The organism is Salinicola tamaricis (genome assembly GCF_003006155.1).
Classification (GTDB): domain Bacteria; phylum Pseudomonadota; class Gammaproteobacteria; order Pseudomonadales; family Halomonadaceae; genus Salinicola; species Salinicola tamaricis.
Genome location: NZ_CP023559.1, coordinates 3,328,600 through 3,352,359, shown reverse-complemented (window position 1 = coordinate 3,352,359; position 23,760 = coordinate 3,328,600). Strand labels below are relative to the sequence as shown.

General features: G+C 64.6%; 20 protein-coding genes and 1 pseudogene. 5 read left to right on the top strand and 16 right to left on the bottom strand.

The window, feature by feature from the left end; all coding sequences use genetic code 11:
- Positions 1-107: 107 nt before the first annotated feature.
- The 12 genes and pseudogenes from CN538_RS15440 to glgP (CN538_RS21250) all read right to left on the bottom strand — a co-directional run bounded on the left by CN538_RS15440 (position 108) and on the right by glgP (CN538_RS21250) (position 12,774).
- Positions 108-1,319 (bottom strand): aminoglycoside phosphotransferase family protein, encoded by a 1,212-nt coding sequence (locus CN538_RS15440; RefSeq protein WP_164999626.1) that lies wholly within the window; start codon positions 1,317-1,319, stop codon positions 108-110.
- A gap of 344 nt (positions 1,320-1,663) precedes the next feature.
- On the bottom strand, positions 1,664-3,262 hold the full coding sequence (locus tag CN538_RS15435; protein WP_106420017.1) for an isocitrate lyase: 1,599 nt from the start codon (positions 3,260-3,262) through the stop codon (positions 1,664-1,666).
- A gap of 643 nt (positions 3,263-3,905) precedes the next feature.
- Positions 3,906-4,868, bottom strand: coding sequence for an aminotransferase class III-fold pyridoxal phosphate-dependent enzyme (locus tag CN538_RS15430; RefSeq protein ID WP_277985181.1), 963 nt, complete (start codon positions 4,866-4,868; stop codon positions 3,906-3,908).
- 46 nt (positions 4,869-4,914) lie between these two features.
- Positions 4,915-5,202 (bottom strand): annotated as a pseudogene (locus CN538_RS24595) (aminotransferase class III-fold pyridoxal phosphate-dependent enzyme); the annotation flags it as partial.
- A 104-nt stretch (positions 5,203-5,306) separates the two neighbouring features.
- Positions 5,307-6,008, bottom strand: coding sequence for a dethiobiotin synthase (bioD, locus tag CN538_RS15425; protein WP_106420016.1), 702 nt, complete (start codon positions 6,006-6,008; stop codon positions 5,307-5,309).
- 16 nt (positions 6,009-6,024) lie between these two features.
- Positions 6,025-6,843 (bottom strand): malonyl-ACP O-methyltransferase BioC, encoded by an 819-nt coding sequence (gene bioC / locus CN538_RS15420; protein WP_106420015.1) that lies wholly within the window; start codon positions 6,841-6,843, stop codon positions 6,025-6,027.
- Positions 6,840-7,730: an alpha/beta fold hydrolase gene (locus tag CN538_RS15415; protein ID WP_106420014.1), complete on the bottom strand. Its 891-nt coding sequence runs from the start codon at positions 7,728-7,730 to the stop codon at positions 6,840-6,842. The genes bioC and CN538_RS15415 overlap by 4 nt, the downstream gene beginning before the upstream one ends.
- Positions 7,727-8,974 carry an 8-amino-7-oxononanoate synthase gene (gene bioF / locus CN538_RS15410; RefSeq protein WP_106420013.1) on the bottom strand — a complete coding sequence of 416 codons (1,248 nt, stop codon included), beginning with the start codon at positions 8,972-8,974 and terminating at the stop codon, positions 7,727-7,729. Before bioF ends, CN538_RS15415 begins: the two co-directional genes overlap by 4 nt.
- Complete coding sequence (gene bioB / locus CN538_RS15405) at positions 8,974-10,086, bottom strand: biotin synthase BioB (RefSeq protein WP_106420012.1); 1,113 nt, start codon at positions 10,084-10,086, stop codon at positions 8,974-8,976. The genes bioF and bioB overlap by 1 nt, the downstream gene beginning before the upstream one ends.
- Before the next feature lie 173 nt (positions 10,087-10,259).
- A complete protein-coding gene (glgP, locus tag CN538_RS21260; RefSeq protein ID WP_242495224.1) occupies positions 10,260-11,189 on the bottom strand; it encodes an alpha-glucan family phosphorylase in 930 nt (309 codons plus the stop codon).
- A complete protein-coding gene (locus CN538_RS21255; protein WP_207233522.1) occupies positions 11,132-11,695 on the bottom strand; it encodes a glycosyltransferase family protein in 564 nt (187 codons plus the stop codon). The genes glgP (CN538_RS21260) and CN538_RS21255 overlap by 58 nt, the downstream gene beginning before the upstream one ends.
- A complete protein-coding gene (glgP, locus tag CN538_RS21250) occupies positions 11,650-12,774 on the bottom strand; it encodes an alpha-glucan family phosphorylase (protein WP_207233521.1) in 1,125 nt (374 codons plus the stop codon). The genes CN538_RS21255 and glgP (CN538_RS21250) overlap by 46 nt, the downstream gene beginning before the upstream one ends.
- A 324-nt stretch (positions 12,775-13,098) precedes the next feature.
- Between glgP (CN538_RS21250) and CN538_RS23275 the strand changes: the two genes are divergently transcribed.
- The 3 genes from CN538_RS23275 to CN538_RS15390 all read left to right on the top strand — a co-directional run bounded on the left by CN538_RS23275 (position 13,099) and on the right by CN538_RS15390 (position 15,799).
- Complete coding sequence (locus tag CN538_RS23275) at positions 13,099-13,713, top strand: sodium:solute symporter family transporter (RefSeq protein WP_242495222.1); 615 nt, start codon at positions 13,099-13,101, stop codon at positions 13,711-13,713.
- Between the two features lie 135 nt (positions 13,714-13,848).
- Positions 13,849-14,832: a sodium:solute symporter family transporter gene (locus tag CN538_RS23270; protein WP_242495220.1), complete on the top strand. Its 984-nt coding sequence runs from the start codon at positions 13,849-13,851 to the stop codon at positions 14,830-14,832.
- A gap of 100 nt (positions 14,833-14,932) precedes the next feature.
- Positions 14,933-15,799 carry a DMT family transporter gene (locus tag CN538_RS15390; protein ID WP_242495218.1) on the top strand — a complete coding sequence of 289 codons (867 nt, stop codon included), beginning with the start codon at positions 14,933-14,935 and terminating at the stop codon, positions 15,797-15,799.
- Positions 15,800-15,832: 33 nt separating this feature from the next.
- Here CN538_RS15390 and idi read toward each other — a convergent pair whose 3' ends face one another.
- The 3 genes from idi to gad all read right to left on the bottom strand — a co-directional run bounded on the left by idi (position 15,833) and on the right by gad (position 20,139).
- On the bottom strand, positions 15,833-16,360 hold the full coding sequence (gene idi, locus CN538_RS15385; protein WP_106420011.1) for an isopentenyl-diphosphate Delta-isomerase: 528 nt from the start codon (positions 16,358-16,360) through the stop codon (positions 15,833-15,835).
- Between the two features lie 505 nt (positions 16,361-16,865).
- Positions 16,866-18,635: an aspartate:alanine exchanger family transporter gene (locus tag CN538_RS15380; RefSeq protein ID WP_242495216.1), complete on the bottom strand. Its 1,770-nt coding sequence runs from the start codon at positions 18,633-18,635 to the stop codon at positions 16,866-16,868.
- Between the two features lie 121 nt (positions 18,636-18,756).
- Positions 18,757-20,139 (bottom strand): glutamate decarboxylase, encoded by a 1,383-nt coding sequence (gene gad / locus CN538_RS15375; RefSeq protein WP_106420009.1) that lies wholly within the window; start codon positions 20,137-20,139, stop codon positions 18,757-18,759.
- Positions 20,140-20,560: 421 nt separating this feature from the next.
- Here gad and acuR point away from each other — a divergent pair, with 421 nt between their 5' ends.
- Both acuR and acuI read left to right on the top strand, forming a co-directional pair.
- Entirely contained in the window at positions 20,561-21,196 is a 636-nt protein-coding gene (gene acuR / locus CN538_RS15370; RefSeq protein ID WP_106420008.1) for an acrylate utilization transcriptional regulator AcuR, read from the top strand.
- Positions 21,197-21,258: 62 nt separating this feature from the next.
- Positions 21,259-22,248 (top strand): acrylyl-CoA reductase (NADPH), encoded by a 990-nt coding sequence (acuI, locus tag CN538_RS15365; protein WP_106420007.1) that lies wholly within the window; start codon positions 21,259-21,261, stop codon positions 22,246-22,248.
- 107 nt (positions 22,249-22,355) lie between these two features.
- On the opposite strand, the gene CN538_RS15360 is transcribed toward acuI, so the two are convergent.
- Positions 22,356-23,477 (bottom strand): glycosyltransferase family 9 protein, encoded by a 1,122-nt coding sequence (locus CN538_RS15360; protein ID WP_164999624.1) that lies wholly within the window; start codon positions 23,475-23,477, stop codon positions 22,356-22,358.
- Positions 23,478-23,760 lie beyond the last annotated feature (283 nt).

Sequence of the window (23,760 nt, the reverse complement as noted above, 5' to 3'; positions counted from 1 at the left end):
AACCTCATGCGGGCCATCAAGCTGTAGTTTTTCGCCCTGAACGAGCCAGCTCGCGCCTGAGATTGGCTGCTTCTTACATCAGGCCGCCTATTACATCAGGCCGCCTCTTACATTAAGCCGCTTTTTACATTGGGCGGCGAAGACCGGGACGCTGGCGTTGGGCGGGAAAGCTGCTGGAAGCGCTGAGCCAGGTAGCTGGCATCCGCACTGCCGATGAAGTCGGCTTGGCGCAGGGCCAGGGAAAGATATGTGAAGATGACCCAGCCCAGGCGTAGCTGCCGCGAGCCGCCGATCCAAGCTTCGGCCTGACGTGGGGGTACACCGAGTAGTAGCCGCGCCAGATCGGCACCGAGCGGCAGCAGGCCGGCGTTGTCCCAGTCGATCAGCAGCGGCCGCCCGCTGCCCGCGTCGACGATGACATTCTCCCGGTGCAGATCACCATGGGAGAAGACCCGCGGCAGCCCGCCGGCGCTCCATAGCATGGCCAGGATCAACCGTAGGTCGCCGCCACGCCGCCCCACCAGCAGCTGGCGCCAGCTACGCGCGATCAGGCGGTCGGCGTGATTGCGCTCACGCAGTTGCGCGACCAGCGCCGGCGTCGGTTTCAGATCGTTGAGGCGCTTGGCCCACTCGATGGTCGTGCGCATGGCTCGCGTATCGGTCAGCCCGTGCTTGTCCAGGGTGATGCCGGCGACATAGTCGGCACACAGCATGACGCCGCCCGCAGCATCGACCCGTAGCGAGATCGCCGGACAAGCGATCCGATGGGGTGCCAATAGCTCGCGGTAGAGACGGTCCTGGCGTCGGGCCCGTGCCGCAGGCATGCCCATGGGCACCACCGTGCGCCCTTCGGGCGTCTGCAGCGCCATGGCGGCCAGCTTACCGGTCTGACCGAACAGCGGGCGGAAGGCTTCGATCTTGAATCGGGTGCGCAGCGGCTCGAGCAGCTGGCGATAGGCATCCAGCCCGCCGTAGGGTGTCAGCGGCATGAAGCCCGAGTCGTTGGCGCGGCCGCGCAGCGGCTCATCGCCGATCACCGCCACGCCGTTCTGCAGCATGTGGCCGCCGAGACCGAAGCGCACGCGCACCAGATCGCCCGGCTTCAGCGTGAGCGGCGCGCGAAAGCCCACGTGGGGGTCACGCGCGGCCCCGGCGCGTACCACGTCGGGCCTGGGGTCCTGGCAGAAGGCGCTGAAGCGGTCGATATCGTTGACCGAGATCACCACCACGCGGGATGCCCAGCGCCCTCTTCCCGGCAGCGGCTGGGTTCCTCTGCCGACACACCAGCCGGCCACGCCACCGGCATCGATATGGTCCACCGAAACCGAACATGTTACCCCCGCCGATCCGCTATCATTTCGGGGCAATCTAGCGCGCCGTAAGGCCGCGATCAGGAACCATTTTCGAGATCCATTACCACGGGGGAGGCCCTCCGTCATGTCAGGTATGAAGAAGTTGAAGCGTTCGTCTTCACGAAACAGGTGGCCAGGGCGGTAGGTCACGAATGGCAGGTCTACGAATGGCAGGTCATGAATAGCAGGTCTACGGGCGCAGGGGTCACGACGGTCATCAAGGCGGGAGGTAGACGAGAAAAAACCAGCCCCGGGATCGCCGGGGCCAGGGTAAAACGCGGATCACGCGGTGTCGCGGCGGGCAGCCAGTCTCAGCCGAACTGGTTCATGGTATTGTGCGTACCGCCAGCCTTGAGTGCAGCGGCGCCGGAGAAGTACTCCTTGTGATCGTCGCCGATATTGGAGCCGGCCATGTCCTGATGCTTGACCGACGCCATGCCGCGACGGATCTCCTGGCGCTGCACCCCGGCCACGTAGGCGAGCATGCCCGCTTCACCGAAATAGCCCTGGGCCAGTTCATCGGTGGAGAGCGCTGCCGTGTGGTAGGTCGGCAGTGTGATCAGATGATGGAACACACCGGCCTCCCGGGAGGCGTCGCGCTGGAAGTTCTGCACCCAGCGGTCCGCTTCCGCCGCCAGCTCGGAGTCGTCGTACTCGGCGCTCATCAGTTGGGCGCGATCGTAGGCGGAGAGATCCCGGCCTTCGCTCTCCCAGCGGTCGAAGACCTGCTGACGGAAGTTGAGCGTCCAGTTGAACGACGGCGAGTTGTTGTAGACCAGCTTGGCGTCCGGCACCACCGCGCGGATCCGGTCGACCATGCCGGCGATCTGGCCGATATGCGGCTTCTCGGTCTCGATCCACAGAAGGTCCGCCCCGTTCTGCAGCGCGTTGATGCAGTCCAGCACGACCCGCTCTTCGCCGGTGTCCGAGCGGAAGCGGTAAAGGCCGTTGGCCAGCCGCAGCGGCTTGCGCAGGTCGCCATCGAGCTTGATCACGCTATCGCCCTCGTCGAGATCGTCGGCGCTGCAGATCGGCACGGTGTAGAGGAAGCTGTTGTACTGATGGGCCAGATCGCCCGGCTCCTTGCTCACCGGCAGTTTCTGGGTCAGACCGGCGCCCAGGGAGTCGGTCCGCGCGACGATCACTCCCTCATCGACCCCCAGCTCCAGGAAAGCGTGGCGTACGGCGTTGATCTTGGCGACGAAGTCCTCGTGCGGCACGGTGACTTTACCGTCCTGATGGCCGCACTGCTTGGCGTCGGAGACCTGATTCTCGAGCTGGATGCAGCAGGCACCGGCTTCGATCATCTTCTTGGCCAGCAGGTAAGTGGCCTCCTCGTTGCCGAAGCCGGCATCGATATCGGCAATGATCGGCACCACATGGGTTTCGAAGTTATCGATCTTTTCGAGCACACCCCGAGCGGCGACCTCGTTGCCCTGCTTGCGCGCCTGATCCAGTTCACGGAAAAGGTGCGTGAGTTCCCGCGCATCGGCCTGACGCAGGAAGGTGTAAAGCTCTTCGATCAGCGCCGGCACGGCGGTCTTTTCATGCATCGACTGATCCGGCAAGGGACCGAATTCCGAGCGCAGAGCGGCAATCATCCACCCGGAGAGGTAGAGGTAGCGCCCCTGTGTGGTGCCGTGGTGCTTCTTGATCGAGATCATTTTCTGCTGACCGATGAACCCGTGCCAGCAGCCCAGGGACTGGGTGTAGCGGGACGGATCACGGTCGTACTCGCGCATGTCGCGGCGCATGATCGAGGCGGTGTAGCGGGCGATATCCAGCCCGGTACGAAAGCGGTTCTGCGCCCGCATACGCGCAACCGATTCGGGATTGATATTGTCCCAGCGTCCTTCCTGCTCGCGACACAATCGCTTCAATGCGTCGAGGTCACTCTGGTAGATAGACATGCTGTACTCCTTTGGGCGTCGGCTTCGTGACTATCTCTGCCGAAATCGTGACGACGAAAAACGTGCGTTTTAATTCGATCAATGCTGCGTCTAGCGTCGTTCGGCAAGGTCACTATGGAAGCCTCGGGCACAGCACCACAATCAGTACTTCGGTGGCGTGGGGGTAAGGCTTTTACCCAAAAACGCCGGTTTTTGCGGTTTTTGTAGTCATGTATGACATATGACCCCGACCCATCCAGTAATGTGAAAATGCTTTTCAAAAATCCCGGCTGACGCTGCATAAGCAGAGACGCACATTAAAACAGGCGTTTTATCATGACCTTGTGAGCACAACGCCAGGATAGCCACGCAGCAGCGAGCGACACCGACCGGGCATGGACGCGACAATACCTCTACGACCTTGGTCGAGCAGGAGCTAGCCGATTTTCAAGCGTCGTGACGTTAATTTCCTACGCGATGGCGCGATATCACCTTGTCGGACGCGCCTTGGTACCCATAGCGACACCGGCATGGGTCATCTATCGGCACGGGCATCGTGGGCGAATGGTGGTACTGGAGAGGGAACTGGCGAGCGAATGGCGGTAATGGAGAGGCGGTAATGGAGAAAGAGCACCCCTCGGTACACGAGGAGTGCTTGGGGGCGTCAGGCGTCGGCAGTGGCGATCTCGAGCCCTTCCCGCGTGACCTCGGCGACGAGCGCCAGCTCTTCGTCGCTGATCACATAGGGCGGCATCCAGTAGATGACGTTGCCCAGCGGGCGCAGCATCACACCGCGGGAGATGGCGTGGCGGAAGACCCGCAGCCCGCGCCGCTCGCGGAAGTCGTAGGGGGTGAGGCTGGATTTATCCTTGACCATCTCGATCGCCAGCACCATGCCGGTCTGGCGCACATCACCCACATGCGGGTGGTCACGCAGCGGCTCCGCCAGGCGACCCATCAGTGCGGCCTTATGGCGGTTGGCGGCTATCACGTCGTCCTGCTCGAAGATATCCAGGGTGGCCAGCGCAGCGGCGCAGGCGAGCGGGTTGCCGGTGTAGCTGTGGGAGTGCAGGAACGCCTTGAGCGTCTCGTAGTCGTCGTAGAAGGCGGCATAGATCTCGTCAGTGGTCATCACCACCGAGAGCGGCAGATAGCCGCCGGTCAGCGCCTTGGAGAGACACAGGTAATCCGGGCGTACGCCGGCCTGCTCGCAGGCGAAGAGCGTGCCGGTACGCCCGAAGCCGACCGCGATCTCGTCGAAGATCAGCTGCACACCATGGCGGTCGCAGGCCTCACGCAGCCAGGTAAGGTACTCCGGCGGGTACATGCGCATGCCGCCGGCACACTGTATCAGCGGCTCGACGATCACCGCCGCCAGCTCGTCGGCGTGGCGCGCCAGCGCCCGTTCCATTTCGGCGAAACGCGCCCGGGCCTGCTCGACCCACTGCTCCCTCGGCAGCCCGAAGCCATCCGGTGCGGGCACCTTGATCACATCCAGCAGCAGCGAACGGTAGGTGTCGGTGTAGAGCGCCACATCTCCCACCGCCAGCGCCCCCAGGGTCTCGCCGTGTAGCCGTTGGTGATGGTGAGAAAGCGCCGCTTCTGCGGCTTCCCGACATTGCGCCAGTAGTGGTAGCTATCTTGAGCGCCACTTCGATCGCCGAGGAGCCGTTTGTCGGCGTAGAAGCAGTGTCCCAACCCGTCGGGCGCGACCGCCCCAGGCGTTCGGAGAGTTCGATCACCGGCTGATGGGTGAAGCCGGAGAGAATCACGTGCTCGAGCTCGTCGAGCTGCGCCTTGATCCGCGCATTGATGCGCGGGTTGGCGTGGCCGAAGACGTTGACCCACCAGGAGCTGACAATATCGAGATAGCGCTGGCCCTCGAAATCCTCCAGCCCACCCCCTTGCCACGCCGAATCGGTACCACCGGCAGCGTTTCGTGGTCCTTCATCTGTGTGCACGGGTGCCAGAGGCTGGCCAGGTCGCGCTGCATCCAATCGCTGTTACGGTTCATGTGTCGTCTCTTGCGGAGTGAAACCTCGCCGCCCCCGCCCGCTACGCTGGCTCAGCTCAGGCTGCCGAGCAGCGCGTCGAGGTCGAGCAGGTCGGCGGTGGCCTCGGCGTCCGGCGTCTCCAGCCAGGGCACCACGCCCAGGCAGGGCGCGCCGCCGTGCTCGCCGAGCCAGTGCGCCAGCGCATCGAGGTTCTCCTCCATGCGCGGGGTATCGGGTTCGAGAATGTTGGCGACCCAACCGGCCACCTTCACGCCGTCGCGCTGAATCGCCTCCAGCGTCAGCCGGGCGTGGTTGATCGCGCCCAGGCGCACGCCGACCACCAGTACCACCGGCAGATCCAGTTCGATCACCAGATCGGAGATCGATTCGCGCTCGTTGAGCGGCACGCGCCAGCCGCCGGCGCCTTCGATGACGGTGAGATCGGCGCCGCGGGCGAGCAGCGCGCGCATCGGCTCGGCCAGCATCGAGACCCCCAGCGCAATGCCCGCCTCACGCGCAGCGATATGCGGGGCGATTGCCGGTGCCAGGGCGACCGGGTTGACGCTGTCGTAGTCGAGCGCTGGATTGCACTCGGCCAGGATGGTGGTGGCGTCGCTGTTCCTGAGGCCATCGCGGGTCTGGTCGCAGCCGGAGGCGACCGGCTTGCCGCCGACCACGCTCAGGCCACGCCGGCGCGCGGCCGCCATCAGACCGGCAGTAATGAAGGTCTTACCGACTTCGGTGTCGGTACCGGTGACGAATAGTGCTTGCATGGGGGCTTCCTCCGCTTCAACGCTGCATCACAACCGTAGCCACACGATAACTGATCGGGATGCCGGCCGGTCTTCGGTATTCTTCGAATGCAGCCTCGAGTCGAGCCAGCCGCTGGCGTCCGGTCAGCCCGCGTAGCGCATGCGCGGAGGAAGACGTGGCAGCGACCACGGTATTGGCGCCGATCGCCTTGAGCGCCTGACGCGCCGCGGCCAGATCGGGATACCAGCAGCGCCGGGTCGTGACCTCATGCCGGCACCAGCGCCAGCCGGGGCGCGCCAGGGTGGCCGCGAGCGTCTCCTCGGACAGGAAGCGATTGACGTGGGCGCCGTCATCCACGGCGCGCCAGGCGCCCTGCCACTCGTGCAGGCTGCCGTCACACAGCGTGGTAAAAGCGAGATGGCCACCGGGGCGCAGCACCCGCCAGGCCTCGTCGAGCGCCGCCTCAAGCGAGTCGCACCACTGCAGAGCGAGGCTGGAGGCGATCAGATCGACACTGCCCGCCGCCAGCGGCAGCCGTTCGGCCGCACCCGCGAGCCAGCGAATGGCCAGCTCAGGATGGCTGGCACGGGCGGTCGCGAGCATGCCGGAGGCCAGATCCAGCCCCAGGGTGGTGCTGGCGTAGCGCCGTGCCAGCGCAGCGGTGACATAGCCAGTGCCACAGCCGATATCCAGCACCGTCGCCGTGGGGCAATCAGTGGGCAACCGCGCCAGCAGCGTGTCGGCCACCTCACGCTGCAGCCCCGCCGCAGCGTCGTAGCTGCTCGCGGCACGAGAGAAGCCGCTGGCGATACGCCGCTGGCGTGCCAGCCGTGGGGTGTCCACCAGGGCACTCATGGCCGGCTCCCCACATCAGCGTGTTCGAGGCGATGCGAGGTAATGAAAGCCACCATTCGCGCGGCGGTCTCGCTGGCCCGTTCGCGTGGAAAGGCGTGGCCCGCCGCCGCAATCCGCTCGGCGCGGCCGGAGGCCGGCAGGCAGTCGGCGACGGCCTGACAGGCGCCACCGGGCACCAGCGCATCGTCGGCGGCGAACAGATGCAGTTGGGCCGCGGTCAGCTGCCCCAGCGTCTCGCGCAGGTCCAGTGTCTCGAGCAGCGAAAGCCCTGCCAGTGCCTGATCTCGCGGCGTCTGCGCACAGGCGGCAGCGAGCTCGCGGGCCAAGCGGGCACTCCCCGCCCGGTGCGGCTCACCGCCCTGGGCGACCAGTTGAGCAAAGCGCTCGAGAGTACGCGCCGGCGCGCGCTCAAAACCCAGGCGGAAAGCCGCGAAGGTTTCCGCCGCCATCGCTGCAGGCCAGCCTCGCCTCGTCACGAAGCTGGCATTGGCGGCGAGCGTAATCAGACCAGGAGCCCGTTCGCCGCGCCGAGCCGCCAGCGCGCTGGCGAGCATGCCGCCGAGTGACCAGCCGCACAGCCAGGCACCATCCGGCAGCGCACGCTCGAGCGCCGCCAGCCAGGCATCGGCGTCGTGCCTGGCCAGGCGTTCGCCCTCGGGGCATGTGAGCATGGCGTAGTCGAGCAGCGTGATCTCCCAGCCGGGCAGACCCTGGTGCAGCGCGTCTGCCAGCGGCTCGAGTGGCGTCACGCCTAACGCCCAGCCGGGCAGAATCACCAGCTGCCGGGAATCGCTCCGGTCGGGTACTGGCAAGGCGGTCGGGCGAGGGTCATCCGGGTACGCATCAGCGAGATGCCGACCAGCCAACTGGCGAGCTGTGGACGTCATGCCGGTGCCCTCGGCGCCACCACCGCCCCGCCCTGCCCGATGACCTGGCGCGCAGCGTCATGGAGCGCTTCACCCAGGCGGTCGATATCGGCCAGCTCATGGGCCGCACTCAGGGTGATGCGCAGGCGCGCGCTACCCACCGGTACCGTCGGCGGGCGGATCGCGCTGCACCAGATACCACGCGCTTCCAGCGCCTGGGCCAATGCCAGCGCCGTGGCCTCGTTGGCCCCTTCGCCATGCTGCATGATCTGCAGCGGCTGGATCGGTGTGGCCGAGGGCAGCGGTGAGAGGCCGACCTCGGCAAGGTCGGCACTGTGCTGGCGAAAGCGCGCGATCAGTGCCTGCAGATGGGCGCGGCGCTCCGGCTCGTCACGCACGATATCCAGACTGGTCAGGGTGGCCCAGGCCAGCGCCGGCGACAGGCTGGTGGTGTAGACATAGGGCCGGGCGAACTGGATCAGCGCTTCGATCAGCGTCTCGCTGCCGGCGACGAAGGCACCATGGGTGCCCAGCGCCTTGCCCAGGGTGCCGACCAGGATCGGCACCCGCCCCGGCGCCAGCCCCTGGGCTTCACGGGTGCCCGCCCCGTGTTCACCCAACACACCGAGGCCGTGGGCGTCGTCGACCATCAGCCAGGCGTCGTGACGCTCGCAGTGGGTCACCAGCGCGTTCAGGTCGGCACAGTCGCCGTCCATGCTGAAGACGCCGTCGCTGATCACCAGCCGGCGGCGCCCGCTGCCGAGCGCTGCCAGCCGCGTCTCGCAGGCCGCGGCATCGCCATGCGTGAAGCGTTCGAGCCGGGCTCCGGCGAGGCGCGTACCGTCGAGCAACGAGGCGTGATTCAAGCGGTCATGCAGCGCGATATCGCCACGCCCCAGCAGCGCCGAGATCACACCGAGATTGGCCTGATAGCCGCTGGAGAAGAGCAGCGCCCGTTCGCAGCCGGTCCAGGCCGCCAGCCGCCGCTCCAGCGCCTCGTGCGCTTCGCTGTGGCCACACACCAGGTGCGAGGCACCGCCGCCTACGCCGAAACGCCGGGCGCCCACGGCGAGCGCTTCGGCCAGGCGCGGATCACCGGCCAGCCCCAGATAATCGTTACTGCAGACATTGAGCCAGTCGCGGCCGTCGCGACGAACCCGCGGGCCCACGCCGCCGGTGGTGTGGCGCTGTCGATAGCGCACCCGCGCGCGCTGCTCGGCCAGACGCGGTGCCAGCACCGCATCGAGCGAATTCACGCTGCGCATCAGACGTCCGCGGCCGCGCCGCGGGTGGTATGCCGTGGCGCGCTGGCATCCGTGGTCAGTGCATCCAGCCGGGCACGCGCCATTTGCGCCTGCAGCGCTGCCTCTTGGGTGGCGTCGTCGACCTCTTCACGCTGCTCGGGGTGGAGCCCGAGCCGGTCGAACAGCTGCTTGTCATGGCTCGCCTGCGGATTCTGGGCGGTGAGCAGGCGCTCGCCGTAGAAGATCGAGTTGGCGCCGGCGAAGAAGGCCATCGCCTGGGTCTCGTCACTCATCAGCTCGCGCCCCGCCGCCAGGCGCACGTGGGAGCGCGGCATCAGAATGCGCGCCACCGCGATGGTGCGGATGAAATCGAGCGGATCGAGATCCTCCACGTGCTCCAGCGGCGTGCCCTGAATACGGATCAGCATGTTGATCGGCACGCTCTCCGGGTGGGTGGGCAGATTGGCTAGCTGCTGCAGCAGGCCGGCGCGGTCATTGACGCTTTCGCCCATGCCGAGAATACCGCCGCTGCAGATCTTCATGCCCGCCTGACGCACGTGATCCAGCGTCTCCAGGCGATCAGCATAGGTGCGGGTGGTGATGATCTCGCCGTAGTACTCCGGCGAGGTGTCCAGGTTGTGGTTGTAGTAGTCGAGGCCGGCGTCATTGAGCTGCTCGGCCTGCTCGCGGCTGAGCATGCCCAGAGTCATGCAGGTCTCCAACCCCAGCGCGCGCACGCCCTTGACCATCTCCAGCACGTAGGGCATGTCCTTGGCGCTGGGATGTTTCCATGCCGCGCCCATGCAGAAGCGACTGGCGCCCACCTCTTTAGCGCGGCGCGCCTGTTCCAGCACCGCCTCGACCTGAAGCAGCTTCTCGCGCTCGAGCCCGGTGTTGTAGTGGCCGGACTGCGGGCAGTACTTGCAGTCCTCGGGGCAGGCGCCGGTCTTGATCGAGAGCAGCGTGGAAATCTGCACCGCGTTGGGGTCGAAGTGTTCACGGTGCACGCTCTGCGCCCGGAACAGCAGGTCGTTGAACGGCAGCGCCAGCAGCGCCTCGATCTCACCGCGCTGCCAGTCGTGGCGGGTCGCGGGGGCCGCAGCTGCAGTGCGGGAATCTGGGGTGGCGGTCATCTTTGTCAACTCATCCATGCCTCACGGGTTGACCAGATGGTGCCACGGGGCATGGTCAACCTCAACACCAAGACAGGTTGACAACAACCCCACCCCTTTTGTGATCGATGTTTGCGCCCGCAGGTACGCTTCGCCTTATCGGTGCCTGGGTCGACGCATAGGGATGACTGACGTCAGCGCTGCCACAGCACCCGCGGTTCTTCCAGCGGTAGCGCCACGGCGGCGTGCCAGGGCCTGACCCGGATGGTGTAGTCCGCGGCCGGGCGAGTGGTCTCGATCTCGGCGACGAACTCGCAGGCATCCGGTGTCGCGCCAGGTGTGGCGTGCATCTCGTGGCAGGCGGCCGGCTGGTCAGCGCTGGCTTCGGCGTAGAGTTCGACCCGCACATCCTCAGGGGTGAGACCGCCCAGATGTAGCCAGATCTGGAAACGGTAGCCACCCGCTTGGGTGTCGACATGGCTGTCGCCGAAGCGCAGCGCCGGCCAGGCCTGCTCGATGGCGTGGTGCCAGGCGGCGATCTCGCGCCCCAGTGCCCCGGCGTTGGCGGCGCGCTGCCGGTAGGCCTCGGCCGCCGGGCGGTAGTAGCGCTGGTAGTAGTCGCGCAGAGTGCGGCTGACCGAAAAGCGCGGGGTCAGGCTGCTCATGCTGGCGCGCATGCGTTCGACCCAGGCCTGTGGGATGCCCTGCTCGTCACGGTCGAAGAAGGTCGGCACGATCGCCTGTTCGAGCAGATCGTAGAGCGCCAGGGCCTGGGTCGCATCCCAGCCGGGGTCGTCGCCGTGCTCCTGCTCGTCGCCCAACGCCCAGCCGACCTCCGGGCGGTAGGCCTCGACCCACCAGCCGTCGAGTTCGGAGAGATTGAGCCCGCCGTTGACCAGGATCTTCATGCCGCTGGTGCCGCACGCCTCCCACGGCCGGCGCGGGGTGTTGATCCACACATCCACCCCACGCACCAGCTCCTGGGTCAGACGCATGTCGTAGTCTGCGAGGAAGATGACCCGGCCGCGCACGTCGTCGCGGCGCGAGAACGCTACCCACTGCTGGATCATCGCCTGGCCCTCGCGATCCGCGGGGTGGGCCTTGCCCGCCACCAGCAGCTGCACCGGCCGCACCGGGTCGGCGAGCAGCCGCGCCAGCCGCTCGGGTCGTGCAACAACAGGTTGGGCCGCTTGTAGGTGGCGAAACGCCGGGCGAAGCCCAGGGTCAGCGCATTGGGGTCGAGCACGTGGCGCGCCCGCTCGGTGATCTCGGCGCCACCGCCGGAAACCGCCACCTGGCGCGCCAGCAGCTCGCGGGCGTAGCTCACCAGTTGGGCGCTGGAGGTCTTGCGCAGTTGCCACAGCCGGGCCGCCGGCACCTTGGCCATGGCGCTGCTGAGTTCGCCTTCGCCGGCCAGCCAGTGGGGCTGGCCGCAGAAGTGGGTCCACAGCGCCTCCGCCGCCGGTGACGCCCAGGTCGGCATGTGTACGCCATTGGTGACGTGCCCGATCGGCACCTCGGACGTCGGCCAGCGCGCGAACAGCGGGCGGAAGATCTCCCGCGAGACCTGCTCGTGGAGCAGGCTCACGGCGTTGACCGCATGGCAGCCACGGCACGCCAGATAGGCCATGTTGAAGCGCTCGCTGGCATCCTGGGGTTGCTGCGCCCCAGAGCCAGCAGCGCCTCGATACCGATACCCAGTCGCTGCTCGGCGTAGGCTTCGAGATAGCGCACGATCAGATTGGGCGAAAAGCGATCGAACCCCGCCTCCACCGCGGTGTGGGTGGTGAACAGATTGCCTGCGCGGGTGATGGCAAAGGCGACCTCGAACGGCTCGCCGGTACGCTCCATGCGTGCCCGCGCGCGTTCGAGCACCACCAGCGCGGCGTGACCTTCGTTGAGATGGCACACCTGCGGCGTGATACCCAGCCGCTCCAGCAGCTGCCAGCCGCCGATTCCCAGCAGCATCTCCTGACGCAGACGCATCTCCTCGTCACCGCCGTAGAGCTCGCTGGTGATACCGCGATAGGCGGGATAGTTGGCGATGTCGTTGCTGTCGAGCAGGTAGAGCTTGGTGTTGCCCACCCGCGCTTCCCACACCTGCAGCCAGATCGCGTAGCCCGGCAGCGCGACCTCGATGCGCAGCCACTCGCCGTCGGCGGTGCGTACCGGCGAGATCGGCAGTTGGCCCGGGTCGTTGTAGGGATAGAGCGCCTGCTGCCGGCCCTGAGCATCCAGCGTCTGGCGGAAGTAGCCGCGCTGATAGAGCAACCCGATACCCACCACCGGCAGATGGAAATCGCTGGCCGCCTTGAGCTGATCACCGGCGACGTTGCCAAGCCCGCCGGAGTAGATCGGCAGCGCCTCGCTGAGCATGAACTCCATGCTGAAGTAGGCAATCGTAAAGGGGTCGCTGTCACTGCCCAGGGGCGAGGCGGCGTGATGGGTCGCCTGGCGGTGGCGCGCTTCGATCAGGGCGTCCAACTGCTGGGCATTCTCGGCGTTGGAGAGAAAGGTGCGCAGGCGTTCGAGCGAGACCGCCTGGAGCACCGCCCAGGGGTTGTGGGTCAGCTCCCACAGCCGCCGGTCCAGCGCGCGCCAGATCCAGTCGGTCTCCTGGTGCCAGGTACAGCTCAGGTCGAGGGCCAGTTCGGCCAGATGGGCGTAGCCGGGCACGCCGCGCGCGGCGGCATCGTCGCGGGAAGACATCGCATTACCTCGTGGCAGGCATTGACGAAAAACGCGCGCACTCGGCGGCGGCTGGAGCGGGCGTCAAGGCCAGCATATACCCAAAGCGCCGCGGCCCGGAACGCCCCCCCTCACGCCTCACGTCTCACGCTTCCGGCCCTACTCCTCACGTCCTTGCGGCTGGCGCTGGCCATTCGACCTGCATCCAAGCGAGATCGATGGCACTATCCGCCGCGCCATATCGATACGCGTCGCAGCTGTTCTGTGGAATGACGCACCTGAAACAGTCGTCGCGGCGTTCGCGCTTACGATGATCCGATACCAACCACAATCGAGCGATGCACCATGACTTATACCGTCGCCATCGTCCTGAGCCTCGTCGGCTATTTTGCGATCGGCCACTGGGCCGGGCGCCGCGTCAAGCATCTCGACGACTATCTTGTCGCCGGACGCAACGCGCCCACGTTCCTGATTCTCGGCACACTGGTGGCGAGCTATCTCAGCACCAGCGCCTTTCTCGGCGAGACCGGCTTCGCCTATGCCGGCTACCCGTTCGTGATGCTGCTGTTCGCCGCCATCAGCACCTCCGGCTGCCTGCTGGGGGCGCTGGCCTTCGGGCGCTATCTGCGCCGCAGCGAAGCGCTCACGGTGCCGGAGTTCTTCGGCAAGCGTTTCGCCTCGCGCCGGGTGCAGCGTATCGCCGGGCTCACCACGGTGGTCGGTCTAGGCGCCTATCTGCTCGGCGTCATGCAGGGCGCGGGGATCATGTTCGAGGAGCTGACCGGGCTGCCCTACTGGGTCGGCCTGCTGCTGGTGTGGCTCACCTTCACCGGTTTCATCCTCTACTCGGGCTCACCCGGCGTCGTGCTCACCGACACCGTGATGTTCGTGATCTTCTCGCTGGCCGCGGTCGGCGGTTCGCTCTATATCATCACCGCCTGGGCGGCTGGCAGGGGGTGATCGGCGGGCTGCTGGCGCAGACCGACAAGCCGGCATCGCGCTGTGGCACGGCATGCTAAAGGGCGATGACGCCGCCTTCGCCACCCCGGCGAAGCGGCTACCTGGGGCATCACCCTAGGGCTGGTGTGGGCCGCGGTGCTGGCCGCCAGCCCATGGCAGTCCAGCCGCTATCTGATGGCGCGCAACGAGCATGTGGTGATGCGTTCGGCGATGCTCACCGCGGTGGCGCTGGCAATCTTCTATGCGCTGATGATGCTCACCGGCGCGGCGATCAACCTCTATACGCCGACACTCGACGCCGAGCGTTCGATGGTGTGGGCGGCGCTCAACGTGCTGCCGATGTGGCTGGGCATGGTCATCCTGACCGGGGTGTTCGCCGCCGGCCTCTCCTCCTGCTCGACCTTTCTCTCGATCATCGGCTTCAGCATCGCCAACGATATCCTCCCCGCCTCGCGCAGCGGCGCTGCCGCCATGCGCACCAGCCGCATCGCGGTGCTCGTCTCGGGGCTGGTGACCCTGGTGCTGGCGCTGTTCCAGCCGCCCGCGGTGATGGCGGTGGTGTGGTTCGCGGCGACCCTGTTCGCCTCCTCCTGGGGGCCGGTGGCGCTGATGAGCATCTGGAGCCGGCGCATCACCGCCGCCGGCGCGGCCTGGGGGCTGAGCGTCGGCTTTCTCGGCAACCTGCTGCTCTCGCTGGCGCTACAGGCGGAGTGGTTCACGCTGCCGGTCTATCTGCACCCGGTGGCCGTCAGCACCGTGGCAGCCCTGGTCGCGATCGTGATCGCCTCGCGCCTGACCCAGGTCAGCGACGCCGAGCGCGCGTATCTGGCCAACCTGCATCGTCCGCGCGAAACGTCGTCGCCAGCCACCGAGAAAGGGACCCGCGGTATCGCCATCGTCACTATGCTGGGCGGGCGTGGCGATCGGCGCCTTCCTGTGGTTCCAGTACGCCGACACCCTTGCCGGCTATGCCGCCGACTACGGCCTCTCACGCTCGGCGACGCTGGGTGCCTATGCGCTGGCGCTGGGCTGCGGCGCCATGCTGCTGGTGGCCGGCGCCGTGGGGTATCGGGTCGCCGGGGTGCGCGGCAGCGCGCGGCTGGCAGCCCGCCGGGGTAACGCCTAGCCAAACAGGCGTTGCCCGCAGGCGCCAAGGAGAGCGCAAGCGCCCGGCCACGGCGGCCGGGTGTGTCGATCAGGGAAAGCAGGGAGAGAACGCATGATGATTTGGTCACCCCAGGGCCACGCGCGCGGCGTGGCCCTGGCCTTCGGCGGCATCGTGGTACTCAGCTTCGATAGCCTGCTGGTACGCCTGGCCGACAGCGATGGCTGGAACATCGCCTTCTGGCGCGGTGCCCTGATGGCACTGGTGGTGGGGCTTTGCTACTGCCAGCGCCGGCGCCTGGCCACGCTCAACGCCCATCGCGGTGCGGCGCTGGTCTCCTCGGCGCTGCTCGCCGCCATTTCGGTGCTGTTCGTGATGGCGGTGGTAAATACGCGGGTGGCCAACGTGGTGGTGATCCTGAGCACGGCCCCGCTGTTCGCGGCGATCCTGACGCGCTGCGTGCTGCGCGAGCCGGTGGCGACACGCACCTGGCTGGCGATCGGCCTGGCGATGCTGGGGCTGCTGGTGGTGTTCGCGGGCTCCCTCAGCGGCGACGGCCTGTTGGGCGATCTCTACGCGCTCGCATCGGCCCTGGCGGTGGGCGCCAATCTCACCTTGCTGCGCCGCTACCCGACGCTCGACCGCCTGCCGCTGATCGCCGGCGGCGGCGTGCTCACCGCCCTCGTTGCCTGGCCAATGGCGACGCCGCTGGCGCTGGATACCCAGAGCTATGCCGTACTTGGTGTCATGGGCCTGCTGCAGATGCCCCTGGCCACGGCGCTGATCAACACCGCCACCCGCTACCTGCCCTCCGCCGAGGTGGCGCTGTTCTATCTGGTCGAGGCGATCCTCGGCACGCTCTGGGTCTGGTGGCTACTGGGCGAAGACCCGCCCAGCGCCACGCTCTACGGCGGCACGCTCACCATCCTTACCCTGATGGCCAACGCCTGGCTGGGCATGCGCGCCCGACCCGCCCGCTGAGGTCGCTGAAAAACGCCACCGTCGGGAGCACCGCTAGAGCGCCTGGCGGACGGCCGGACGCCCCAACTGCGCCACCATCCACGGGCTGAACACGCAGGGCGTGGCGGCCTGGGCGGCGATCAGATCCTTCGCCGACACCCACTGCCACGCCATCACCTCATCGGGATTGGGCGCCAGCGGCGAGCTGGCGCGGGCCCGGAACACCGGGCAGTACTCGTTCTCGACCACCCCGCTGTCGTCGCGGGCACGATAGCGAAACTCGCTATCCAGCAGCACGATCTCGGTCAGCGTCACGCCCAGCTCGAAGTGGGCTCGCCTTGCCACCGCGGTCTCCAGCGCCTCGCCGGGTAGCGGATGCCCACAGAAGGCGTTGGACCAGACGCCGGGCCAGGCACGCTTGGTCAGCGCCCGACGGGTGATCAGCACCCGCCCCTCGGCATCGAGCAGGTAGCAGGAGAAGCCCAGGTGCAGTGGCGTATCGGCGTCATGCACGATCGCCTTGTCACAGCTGCCGATGGGACGGTGCCCTTCGTCCAGCAGAACGACCTCTTCGACAGGCATAGGGGGCTCCCCCACGGATGATGATTGATAACGGAGAAAACAGATCGAACACGCCAGGCCAGGCGGTACGAAAGAGTCGAAACATCTTGCCTCAGCGCAGGAGGATAGCGCCCGGCATCAACGCTCAAGGGTCAAAAAAAGGCACAAAAAAAAGAGTCTGACGTGAACATCAGAACTCTTGAGATCAGCTATGCCAGACGTGCTGTCGTCTACGGTCTTCGCACCCCGTAAGTCCCTGGCTGCAGCCTTCCCGGCTGCCTTCCCTGCGACACCCCATATCCTTGGAGTGCGCTCACGGTACGCGCTATTCAAGGCGATAGATAGCGAAAACCAAATTATATTTCGATGACACTTGCTATGGCATCCGAGCGAGCCTGCCCAAGGCTGCGCAAGGCCCAGCCGATGGTCGAATCCACCGCCTGGCGTGACCTTGGCGAGACACTGAACAAAGCCATCGCCGCCGTTCATGACGCGCGACAGCAATCCCGTTCAGTGCCATCGCCAGCTAGGACAAGATCATCGCAAAATAGCCCCCGATCAGGGCCAGCACCGTCGTCAGCGCGTAACTCACGGGATAGGGCACAGCCGCTACCGAGCTCCCCGACTCCTCGATGATCGCGTTCAGCCCTGGCGTGCTGTTTCGCCCACCCGTGGCAGCACCGTCGGCGATGATCGAATTGAGTCCGAAAAACTTGAACCCGACCCAGAAGGCAATCAACGGAGGAATCAAGGCCCCCAGCGTACCGATGAGGGCCAGCCAGACCAAGGTGTCGCCACCCAGTGCGGTGATGACTTTAGGCCCGACGTTCGCGGATAACACCACGACGAAGGCATTCAGCCCGAAGTCCTGAAGAAAACTGCGAGCCCCCTCATGGACCGGCCCGCCGAACTCTGGGTTGCGACTGCGGAAGTAGCTGACGCCCACGCCAGCCAGAATGCACCCTGCCGACGTCCCCAATGAGAATGGGATACCCGAGATGGTCACACTCACAATGCCCACCAGATACCCTACCAGCATGGCCAGCGAGAGATAGAGAACCTCGGATTTCAGGGTCGGCAGGATCGCACGTCCACCCAGTGCCTTGGCCGCAGCCTTGATCGCCACGTCAGGCCCCGTCAGACGTATCACGTCGCCGAACAACACGACGCTAGCCGGCCCCAGCGGCAGTTCATTACCCGCCCTGAACAGCGCCTGTACCGTCACCCCGCCCGTTCCGTGGCTCTCCAGTTCTTGAAGTGTTTTACCGGAGACCGCATGGGAGCCGACGTGGATATCGGCCACTTCCAGAGGCACGTTACGGGCCAGCGCTTCATCGGCCTCCGGGCCTATCAACTCCCCCTCTTCAAGGATCAGGTCGTGCACATTGCCACGCACCGTCACGATATCGTTCTTCTCGAGCACCAGATCATCGGATAACTCTAGAACCTGATGGTCTCTCACGACACGCAGAATCGGTACCTGAGGATACTCCTTGGCAAGTTGCGCAAGACGCCGACCGATGAGCTGCTGGTGAGTCACATAGAAGGCACGAAGATCGTAAGGTGAGAATCCCATGACCAGTGCACCTGGCGCGCCTGGAACAGGATGAGTAGCACCGCCACTGTATTCCCTCTCGGCCTGCTTCGCGTCGGCCTTGGCATCGCGCCCAAAGATCCGCGGCAGATACCGAATCAGCAGGATGATCCCGACGCTCGACAATACGTAGCTAATGGCATAAGCCGCCGCCATATTGGCCCCCACCTGCTCCACTGTCATACCGACAGGGGGCGTATAGGCACCGCTCGAAAGCGCGCTTTGGCCAACGCCGAGAATGGCCGTAATGGTATAGCTACCTGAAATCAATCCTGTCGCATACCCGGGCGCCAACCCGGCCCAGGATGCGCCGAAGTAACAAATGACCCAATTCAGCACCCAGACGATGACACCGACACCGACGAAGGCCAGCCCACCTTTTCGCAGACCCGAAAAAAATTGCGGCCCCACCTTCAAGCCCAGTGCATACATGAACAACAAGAGCATGAAGGATGAGAGAACTCCGGGAATGGAGTAGGTAATGCCATAGGCGGCTTCGGCCACCATCGAGATGATGACACCGACCAGCAATGAACCAGCAGTCGAGCCCAGAGATACGCCCTTGACATCGAGCTTTCCGATCAGATTCCCCAGCGCCAAGGCGAGAAGAATAAACGCGATTGGCTGGTGACCGAGCAGCTCGAAAAAACCGTGGATTCCACTTTCAGCGGTGGGCCTCACGCTATCGATGATGTGACCCACGGCGTGCCCTCCAGCGGAGGGCGCGCTTTCCTGGGCAACGGCGGTCTCGGTGAAAAGGAGGGTCAACAGGCCTGCGTAGCGAATCAGGACGCCTGGCGACGTTCGTCCGCGATGAGATGTATCAACCATGGTGGAACCCCGGTTTGGCCGTCGAATGGGGTACCGGGTTGTCCGATAGATGCTTGATCGCGCGCTTCATATCGTCGAGAAGCAGACGTGCCAGATCGCGACTCACCCCATGCCGGATCAAGATGCGCTGAACGACGGTTTCCTGACGATGCGAAGGCAGCGGATAAGAGGCTATCTGCCAACCGCGCATCCGCAAACGCTCCGACAGGTCATAGAGATTGAAGCCATGATCGGCATCGGTCAGCTTGTAAGCGACCGCCGGCAGTCCGCCATGGCCGTCGTAAACCATGTCGAAAGGCCCCAGCTTGGCGAGTGCCTTGCCCAACCACTGTGCCGTATCGGCGCAGGCTTGCTGAATCGCCGTATAACCATCGCGGCCCAGGCGCAGAAAGTTATAGTACTGTGCGATGATTTCCCCACCGGGACGAGAGAAATTGAGCGCAAATGTCGGCATATTGCCGCCAAGGTAGTCGACGTAGAAAATCAGGTCTTCGGGCAGATCTTGTTTTGAAGCCCAGATGATCCAGCCCACGCCGAGTGGGGCCAGTCCATATTTGTGGCCCGAGGCATTGATGGAGCGCACCCGTTCGATCTGAAAATCCCATACCAGGTCACGCTGGATGAAGGGCGCGATAAAACCACCGGATGCCGCATCGACATGAATCGGAATATCCAAACCCAGGTCGCGTTCGATGGCATCGAGCTCGCGCGCCAGGGCCTCGACGGGTTCGTAGACACCGGTGAACGTCACACCGAGCGTTGCCACAATCCCTATCGTGTTCTCATCACAGTATTGTCTAAGATCCGCCGGCTGTAGACCCAGCGCATCGCCTTCAAGCGGGACCTCTCTGATCTCGACATCGAAGTACCGCGCGAACTTCTTCCAGCAAATTTGAACGGGGCCGGTCACGATATTGGGCTTGCTCGCGTCCTGCCCTGCGGCTTCGCGCCGCTGGCGCCATTTCCATTTGAACGCAAGCCCACCCAACATGGCCGCTTCACTGGAGCCTGTGGTCGAACAACCTACCGTTTCCCAAGATTTCTGGGCGTGCCATAAATCGGCCAAAATATGGACGCAGCGATTCTCGATCTCCGCCGTCTGGGGATACTCGTCTTTGTCGATCATGTTTTTATCGACAGCATCCGACATCAACTGCTTGACCTCGTCCTCGACCCAGGTGGTACAGAAGGTCGCGAGGTTCTGACGGGCGTTGCCATCGAGCAGCAGCTCGTCTCTGACGAGAGAGTAAGCAGCGTGCGGCTCGGTTCGGCTCTGCGGGATGCGAAATTTAGGCAGGCTTGCTTGCGATGTGTCGGTGGTATAAATATCGCGGATGATCGATTGGTCATCTGAGCCAAGATGATGAATGGGCATACAGTTATCCTCGCGGTAGGTGAAAGATTCCCCTAAAACGACCGCGTTCCGACGCCCCATCAGGCCCTTTATTGTTATCGATCTTAAGTTTCGTTAGCTAGAAAAGCCCGTATCCAGCCGGAGGACTCAAAGTCTACTTTGCCGTCAAACATCGCCCTGCGACGCTTAGTAAACTTAGCCGAGCTGCTGAAAATGCTCACTCCTTGGCGTGCACACGCGGTCAATGAGCATATTCATTTATTGATTAATGGCCGACCAATTAGTTTGCTAATTATAATTAGATGCTACGTTCACGCCTTGAAGGCCAATGCCAAGATCGTCACCTCTCGAAACGCTCACGCAGCGCCACTTCGACCAGGCGCCAGATAGCGTCGGCTGCCGTGGATTGATATTTAGAGACGACCGGTCTAAATTGGTCCGCATGCAGACGCCAACGACCCCCAGCAAACGCCGCGGGCGACCACCAAAGGTTCCCCGCGCCAACCCGGACACTCGGGACGCCCTGATTCGGGGTGGTATCGAAGTGCTCACCGAGCAGGGATTCGTCTCGACCGGGATCGATGGCGTGCTGAAACGGGTCGGCGTGCCGAAGGGATCGTTCTATCACTACTTCGACAGCAAGGAGGCGTTCGGTCACGCCGTGTTGTCGCGATATGCCGATTATTTCGCGCGCAAGCTCGACCACCGGCTGCTCTCTGCCGAACTGCCGCCCCTCGAAAGACTCCGCCGCTTCACCCAGGACGCCCAAGAGGGCATGGCGCGCCACCACTATCGGCGCGGCTGCCTGGTGGGCAATCTGGGCCAGGAGGTCACGCTGCTACCCGCTGGATTCGATGAACGGCTGGAAGCCATTCTTCAGGACTGGCAGCGCCGGGTCGCCGACTGCCTGCGGCTGGCCCAGGCGCACGGCGAACTGGCCGCCGATACGGATTGCGACACCCTGGCCGCTTTCTTCTGGATCGGTTGGGAAGGTGCCGTACAGCGAGCCCGCCTGACACGCGAGCCGACGCCTCTGGCGCTCTTCAGCCAGGAATTCTTCGCTCGGTTATCCCGCTGATATCGATCCGGCGATCGTCAAATCCCCTCTCCGACTCATCGTTCAATGCTCAGGAGGTTCACGTGTTCAGCGCCATTCTCGTACAGCAGGCCGAAGCCGATCAGCGGAGTCACGCCGCGCTGACGCAGCTCGACTCCGAATCACTGCCCCAGGGCGACGTCCTGATTCGCGTCGAATGGAGCACGCTCAATTACAAGGATGCGCTGGCGATCACCGGTAAAGGGGCCGTCGTGCGCCGCTTCCCCATGGTGCCGGGCATCGATCTTGCCGGTGTGGTCGAGCAGAGTGAACATTCGGCATGGGCACCGGGCGATCGCGTCCTGCTCAACGGCTGGGGCGTCGGCGAGGCGCACTGGGGCGGCCTGGCGCAGCGCGCTCGGGTCAAAGGCGAGTGGCTTACCCGACTGCCCCCCTCTCTCAACACGCATCAGGCCATGGCCATCGGCACCGCTGGCTATACCGCCATGTTGAGTGTGCTGGCGCTGGAGCGTCATGGCCTGACGCCGGACCGCGGCGAGGTACTGGTGACCGGCGCCAACGGAGGCGTCGGCAGCTACGCTATTGCCGCACTGGCGGCACGCGGCTACCGCGTTATTGCGGCCACCGGGCGCCCTCGAGAATCGGCCTTCCTGGAGCGCCTGGGCGCCGCCGAGATCATTGATCGCAGCGAACTGTCAGACCCCGGCAAGCCTCTGGCCAAGGCCCGGTGGTTTGCCGCCATCGACTCGGTGGGCAGCCATACCCTGGCCAACGTCTGCGCACACACCTACCCGGATGGCCTGGTCGCCGCTTGCGGCCTCGCCCAGGGCATGGACTTCCCCACCACTGTGGCCCCCTTCATCCTGCGCGGGGTCAGCCTGCTCGGGATCAACAGCGTCACCCGCCCCGCCGAGGAGCGTCAGCAAGCCTGGGCGCGGTTGGCCGAGGATATCGACCCTGCCCTGCTCGACGAGATCTCCCATGACATCAGCTTGGGCGACACGCTGGAGGCGGCCGAACGACTTCTGGCAGGGGAAATACGCGGCCGGCTCGTGGTGGACGTCAACGCCTGATAACACCCTGGTTGACGAGAAGATGGCGAGAAAGCGATCAGCCGAGTCACACCAGTCTGAATGCAACTGCATATAGGGCAGGCCCATGGATCCAGCGCTGCCCATTCTCAGTGGAGCAGCATCTTGCGATCCAGCATGTGCTCGGTTCGCATCCCGGGTGACCCCAATAGCGGGCTCCGTATCAGACATGCCATTACGTCCTCGGCACTCGGCTGGTACAGCGCTTTGTCAGCAAGCCCGTGAGGCACGAACTTGTAAGACTTTTCGCTATTCAAGACCGCAACAACAGGCACTCCCAAGGCACTCGCGATATGCATGGGCCCAGTGTCGGGTGTGATCAGCGTGATGACATGAGTCAGCGCCGCTGCAAAATCACGCAACGGCAGTAGCGGCAAGATCCGGCCCTGGGCGCCACAGGCCTTCGTCAACGCCGAGCGGTGCTGCTCCTCTTCAGGCCCCAGCATGACGAGATAGCGCTCACGACTCTCGTTAAGCGCCTCGAGCAGGGAAAGCCAGAAATTCAGTGGAAGCCGCTTGTCCAGGTGGCCACCGACGAAAAGACCAACGACCCCACCGCGAGTGGCGCTCGGCAAGAGAGTTTCCACATGGGTGGCCTCGTCTTTCGTCACGAGCATCCAAGGCAGCCGCTGACATGTCAGACCCAGGGCCCGGGCAATGTTTCCTGATAAATCATAAGCATGCCGGGTGGTGTCATCCAGCAACCAGTCATAGGTATGCTGTAAACGCCAGGCTGACCGAGCAGCCGGTTGGCACCACATAGCTGCAGGAAAAGCCAACTGGTGAGGGAAACCTTCTCCTACCTGTATTGCCAGATCGTATCGATTGCGGCGAAGCGCCAGGATCAATCTAATCAGTGCCCAGAGGCGCCAGGAAAAACTACGGCTGTGCGCGTAATAGCGCTTTAAAGGCATATGTTTGAACAGCTGGCTCGTGGTATCCGTACCCAGATAATCGATGGCGATATCCGGCCGGGACGACGCAAAGGCCTCGATCAACCGAGCCCCGATCACCGCGTTGCCCAGGCGAAAATTCGGCCTGACCAGCAGTACACGATGTACGTTCTGCAATGTCTCCGGCGAGACGGCCTGCGATTCTCGCGAAAAACGTGCCAGCAGGCTGTATGCCATCGATTTGCAGCGCCGCTCCAGGCGCTTGCCCAAGCGTCGCATCCCATCGTGACGTCTAACCTGGGTGAGGACGGCACTCATATCGAACTCCAGAGAGAGGTAAACGCCGCCTACCATCGCAGCCAAAGCTTAACGCAGCATTGTCGAAGCAGCATCAGAACGAAAGCGTGACCGTCGTCCTCTACCGCAGAGCCCACGAGATGCCGTACCGTATCGGTGCTCGGCCTCAATTCTCTTGCTGACACTCCCGAAAATCCAACGGCGGGCGTGTGCAGGGCTCTGTTAGCTCTCTATGTCGTTCTTTTTTGTATCGTTCTTCTCTGTGTCGCTTTTCTCTGAATAGCTCTCATCCGTTCAGCTATAT

What these genes read in the sequence shown, in the direction of transcription:
- CN538_RS15435 (WP_106420017.1), bottom strand. Translation starts at nt 3,262, where the DNA reads ATGTCTATCTACCAGAGTGACCTCGACGCATTGAAGCGATTGTGTCGC.
- bioD (WP_106420016.1), bottom strand. Translation starts at nt 6,008, where the DNA reads ATGCAAGCACTATTCGTCACCGGTACCGACACCGAAGTCGGTAAGACC.
- bioC (WP_106420015.1), bottom strand. Translation starts at nt 6,843, where the DNA reads ATGAGTGCCCTGGTGGACACCCCACGGCTGGCACGCCAGCGGCGTATC.
- CN538_RS15415 (WP_106420014.1), bottom strand. Translation starts at nt 7,730, where the DNA reads ATGACGTCCACAGCTCGCCAGTTGGCTGGTCGGCATCTCGCTGATGCG.
- bioF (WP_106420013.1), bottom strand. Translation starts at nt 8,974, where the DNA reads ATGCGCAGCGTGAATTCGCTCGATGCGGTGCTGGCACCGCGTCTGGCC.
- bioB (WP_106420012.1), bottom strand. Translation starts at nt 10,086, where the DNA reads ATGACCGCCACCCCAGATTCCCGCACTGCAGCTGCGGCCCCCGCGACC.
- CN538_RS21255 (WP_207233522.1), bottom strand. Translation starts at nt 11,695, where the DNA reads ATGGCCTATCTGGCGTGCCGTGGCTGCCATGCGGTCAACGCCGTGAGC.
- glgP (WP_207233521.1), bottom strand. Translation starts at nt 12,774, where the DNA reads ATGTCTTCCCGCGACGATGCCGCCGCGCGCGGCGTGCCCGGCTACGCC.
- CN538_RS23275 (WP_242495222.1), top strand. Translation starts at nt 13,099, where the DNA reads ATGACTTATACCGTCGCCATCGTCCTGAGCCTCGTCGGCTATTTTGCG.
- CN538_RS15390 (WP_242495218.1), top strand. Translation starts at nt 14,933, where the DNA reads ATGATGATTTGGTCACCCCAGGGCCACGCGCGCGGCGTGGCCCTGGCC.
- idi (WP_106420011.1), bottom strand. Translation starts at nt 16,360, where the DNA reads ATGCCTGTCGAAGAGGTCGTTCTGCTGGACGAAGGGCACCGTCCCATC.
- gad (WP_106420009.1), bottom strand. Translation starts at nt 20,139, where the DNA reads ATGCCCATTCATCATCTTGGCTCAGATGACCAATCGATCATCCGCGAT.
- acuR (WP_106420008.1), top strand. Translation starts at nt 20,561, where the DNA reads ATGCAGACGCCAACGACCCCCAGCAAACGCCGCGGGCGACCACCAAAG.
- CN538_RS15360 (WP_164999624.1), bottom strand. Translation starts at nt 23,477, where the DNA reads ATGAGTGCCGTCCTCACCCAGGTTAGACGTCACGATGGGATGCGACGC.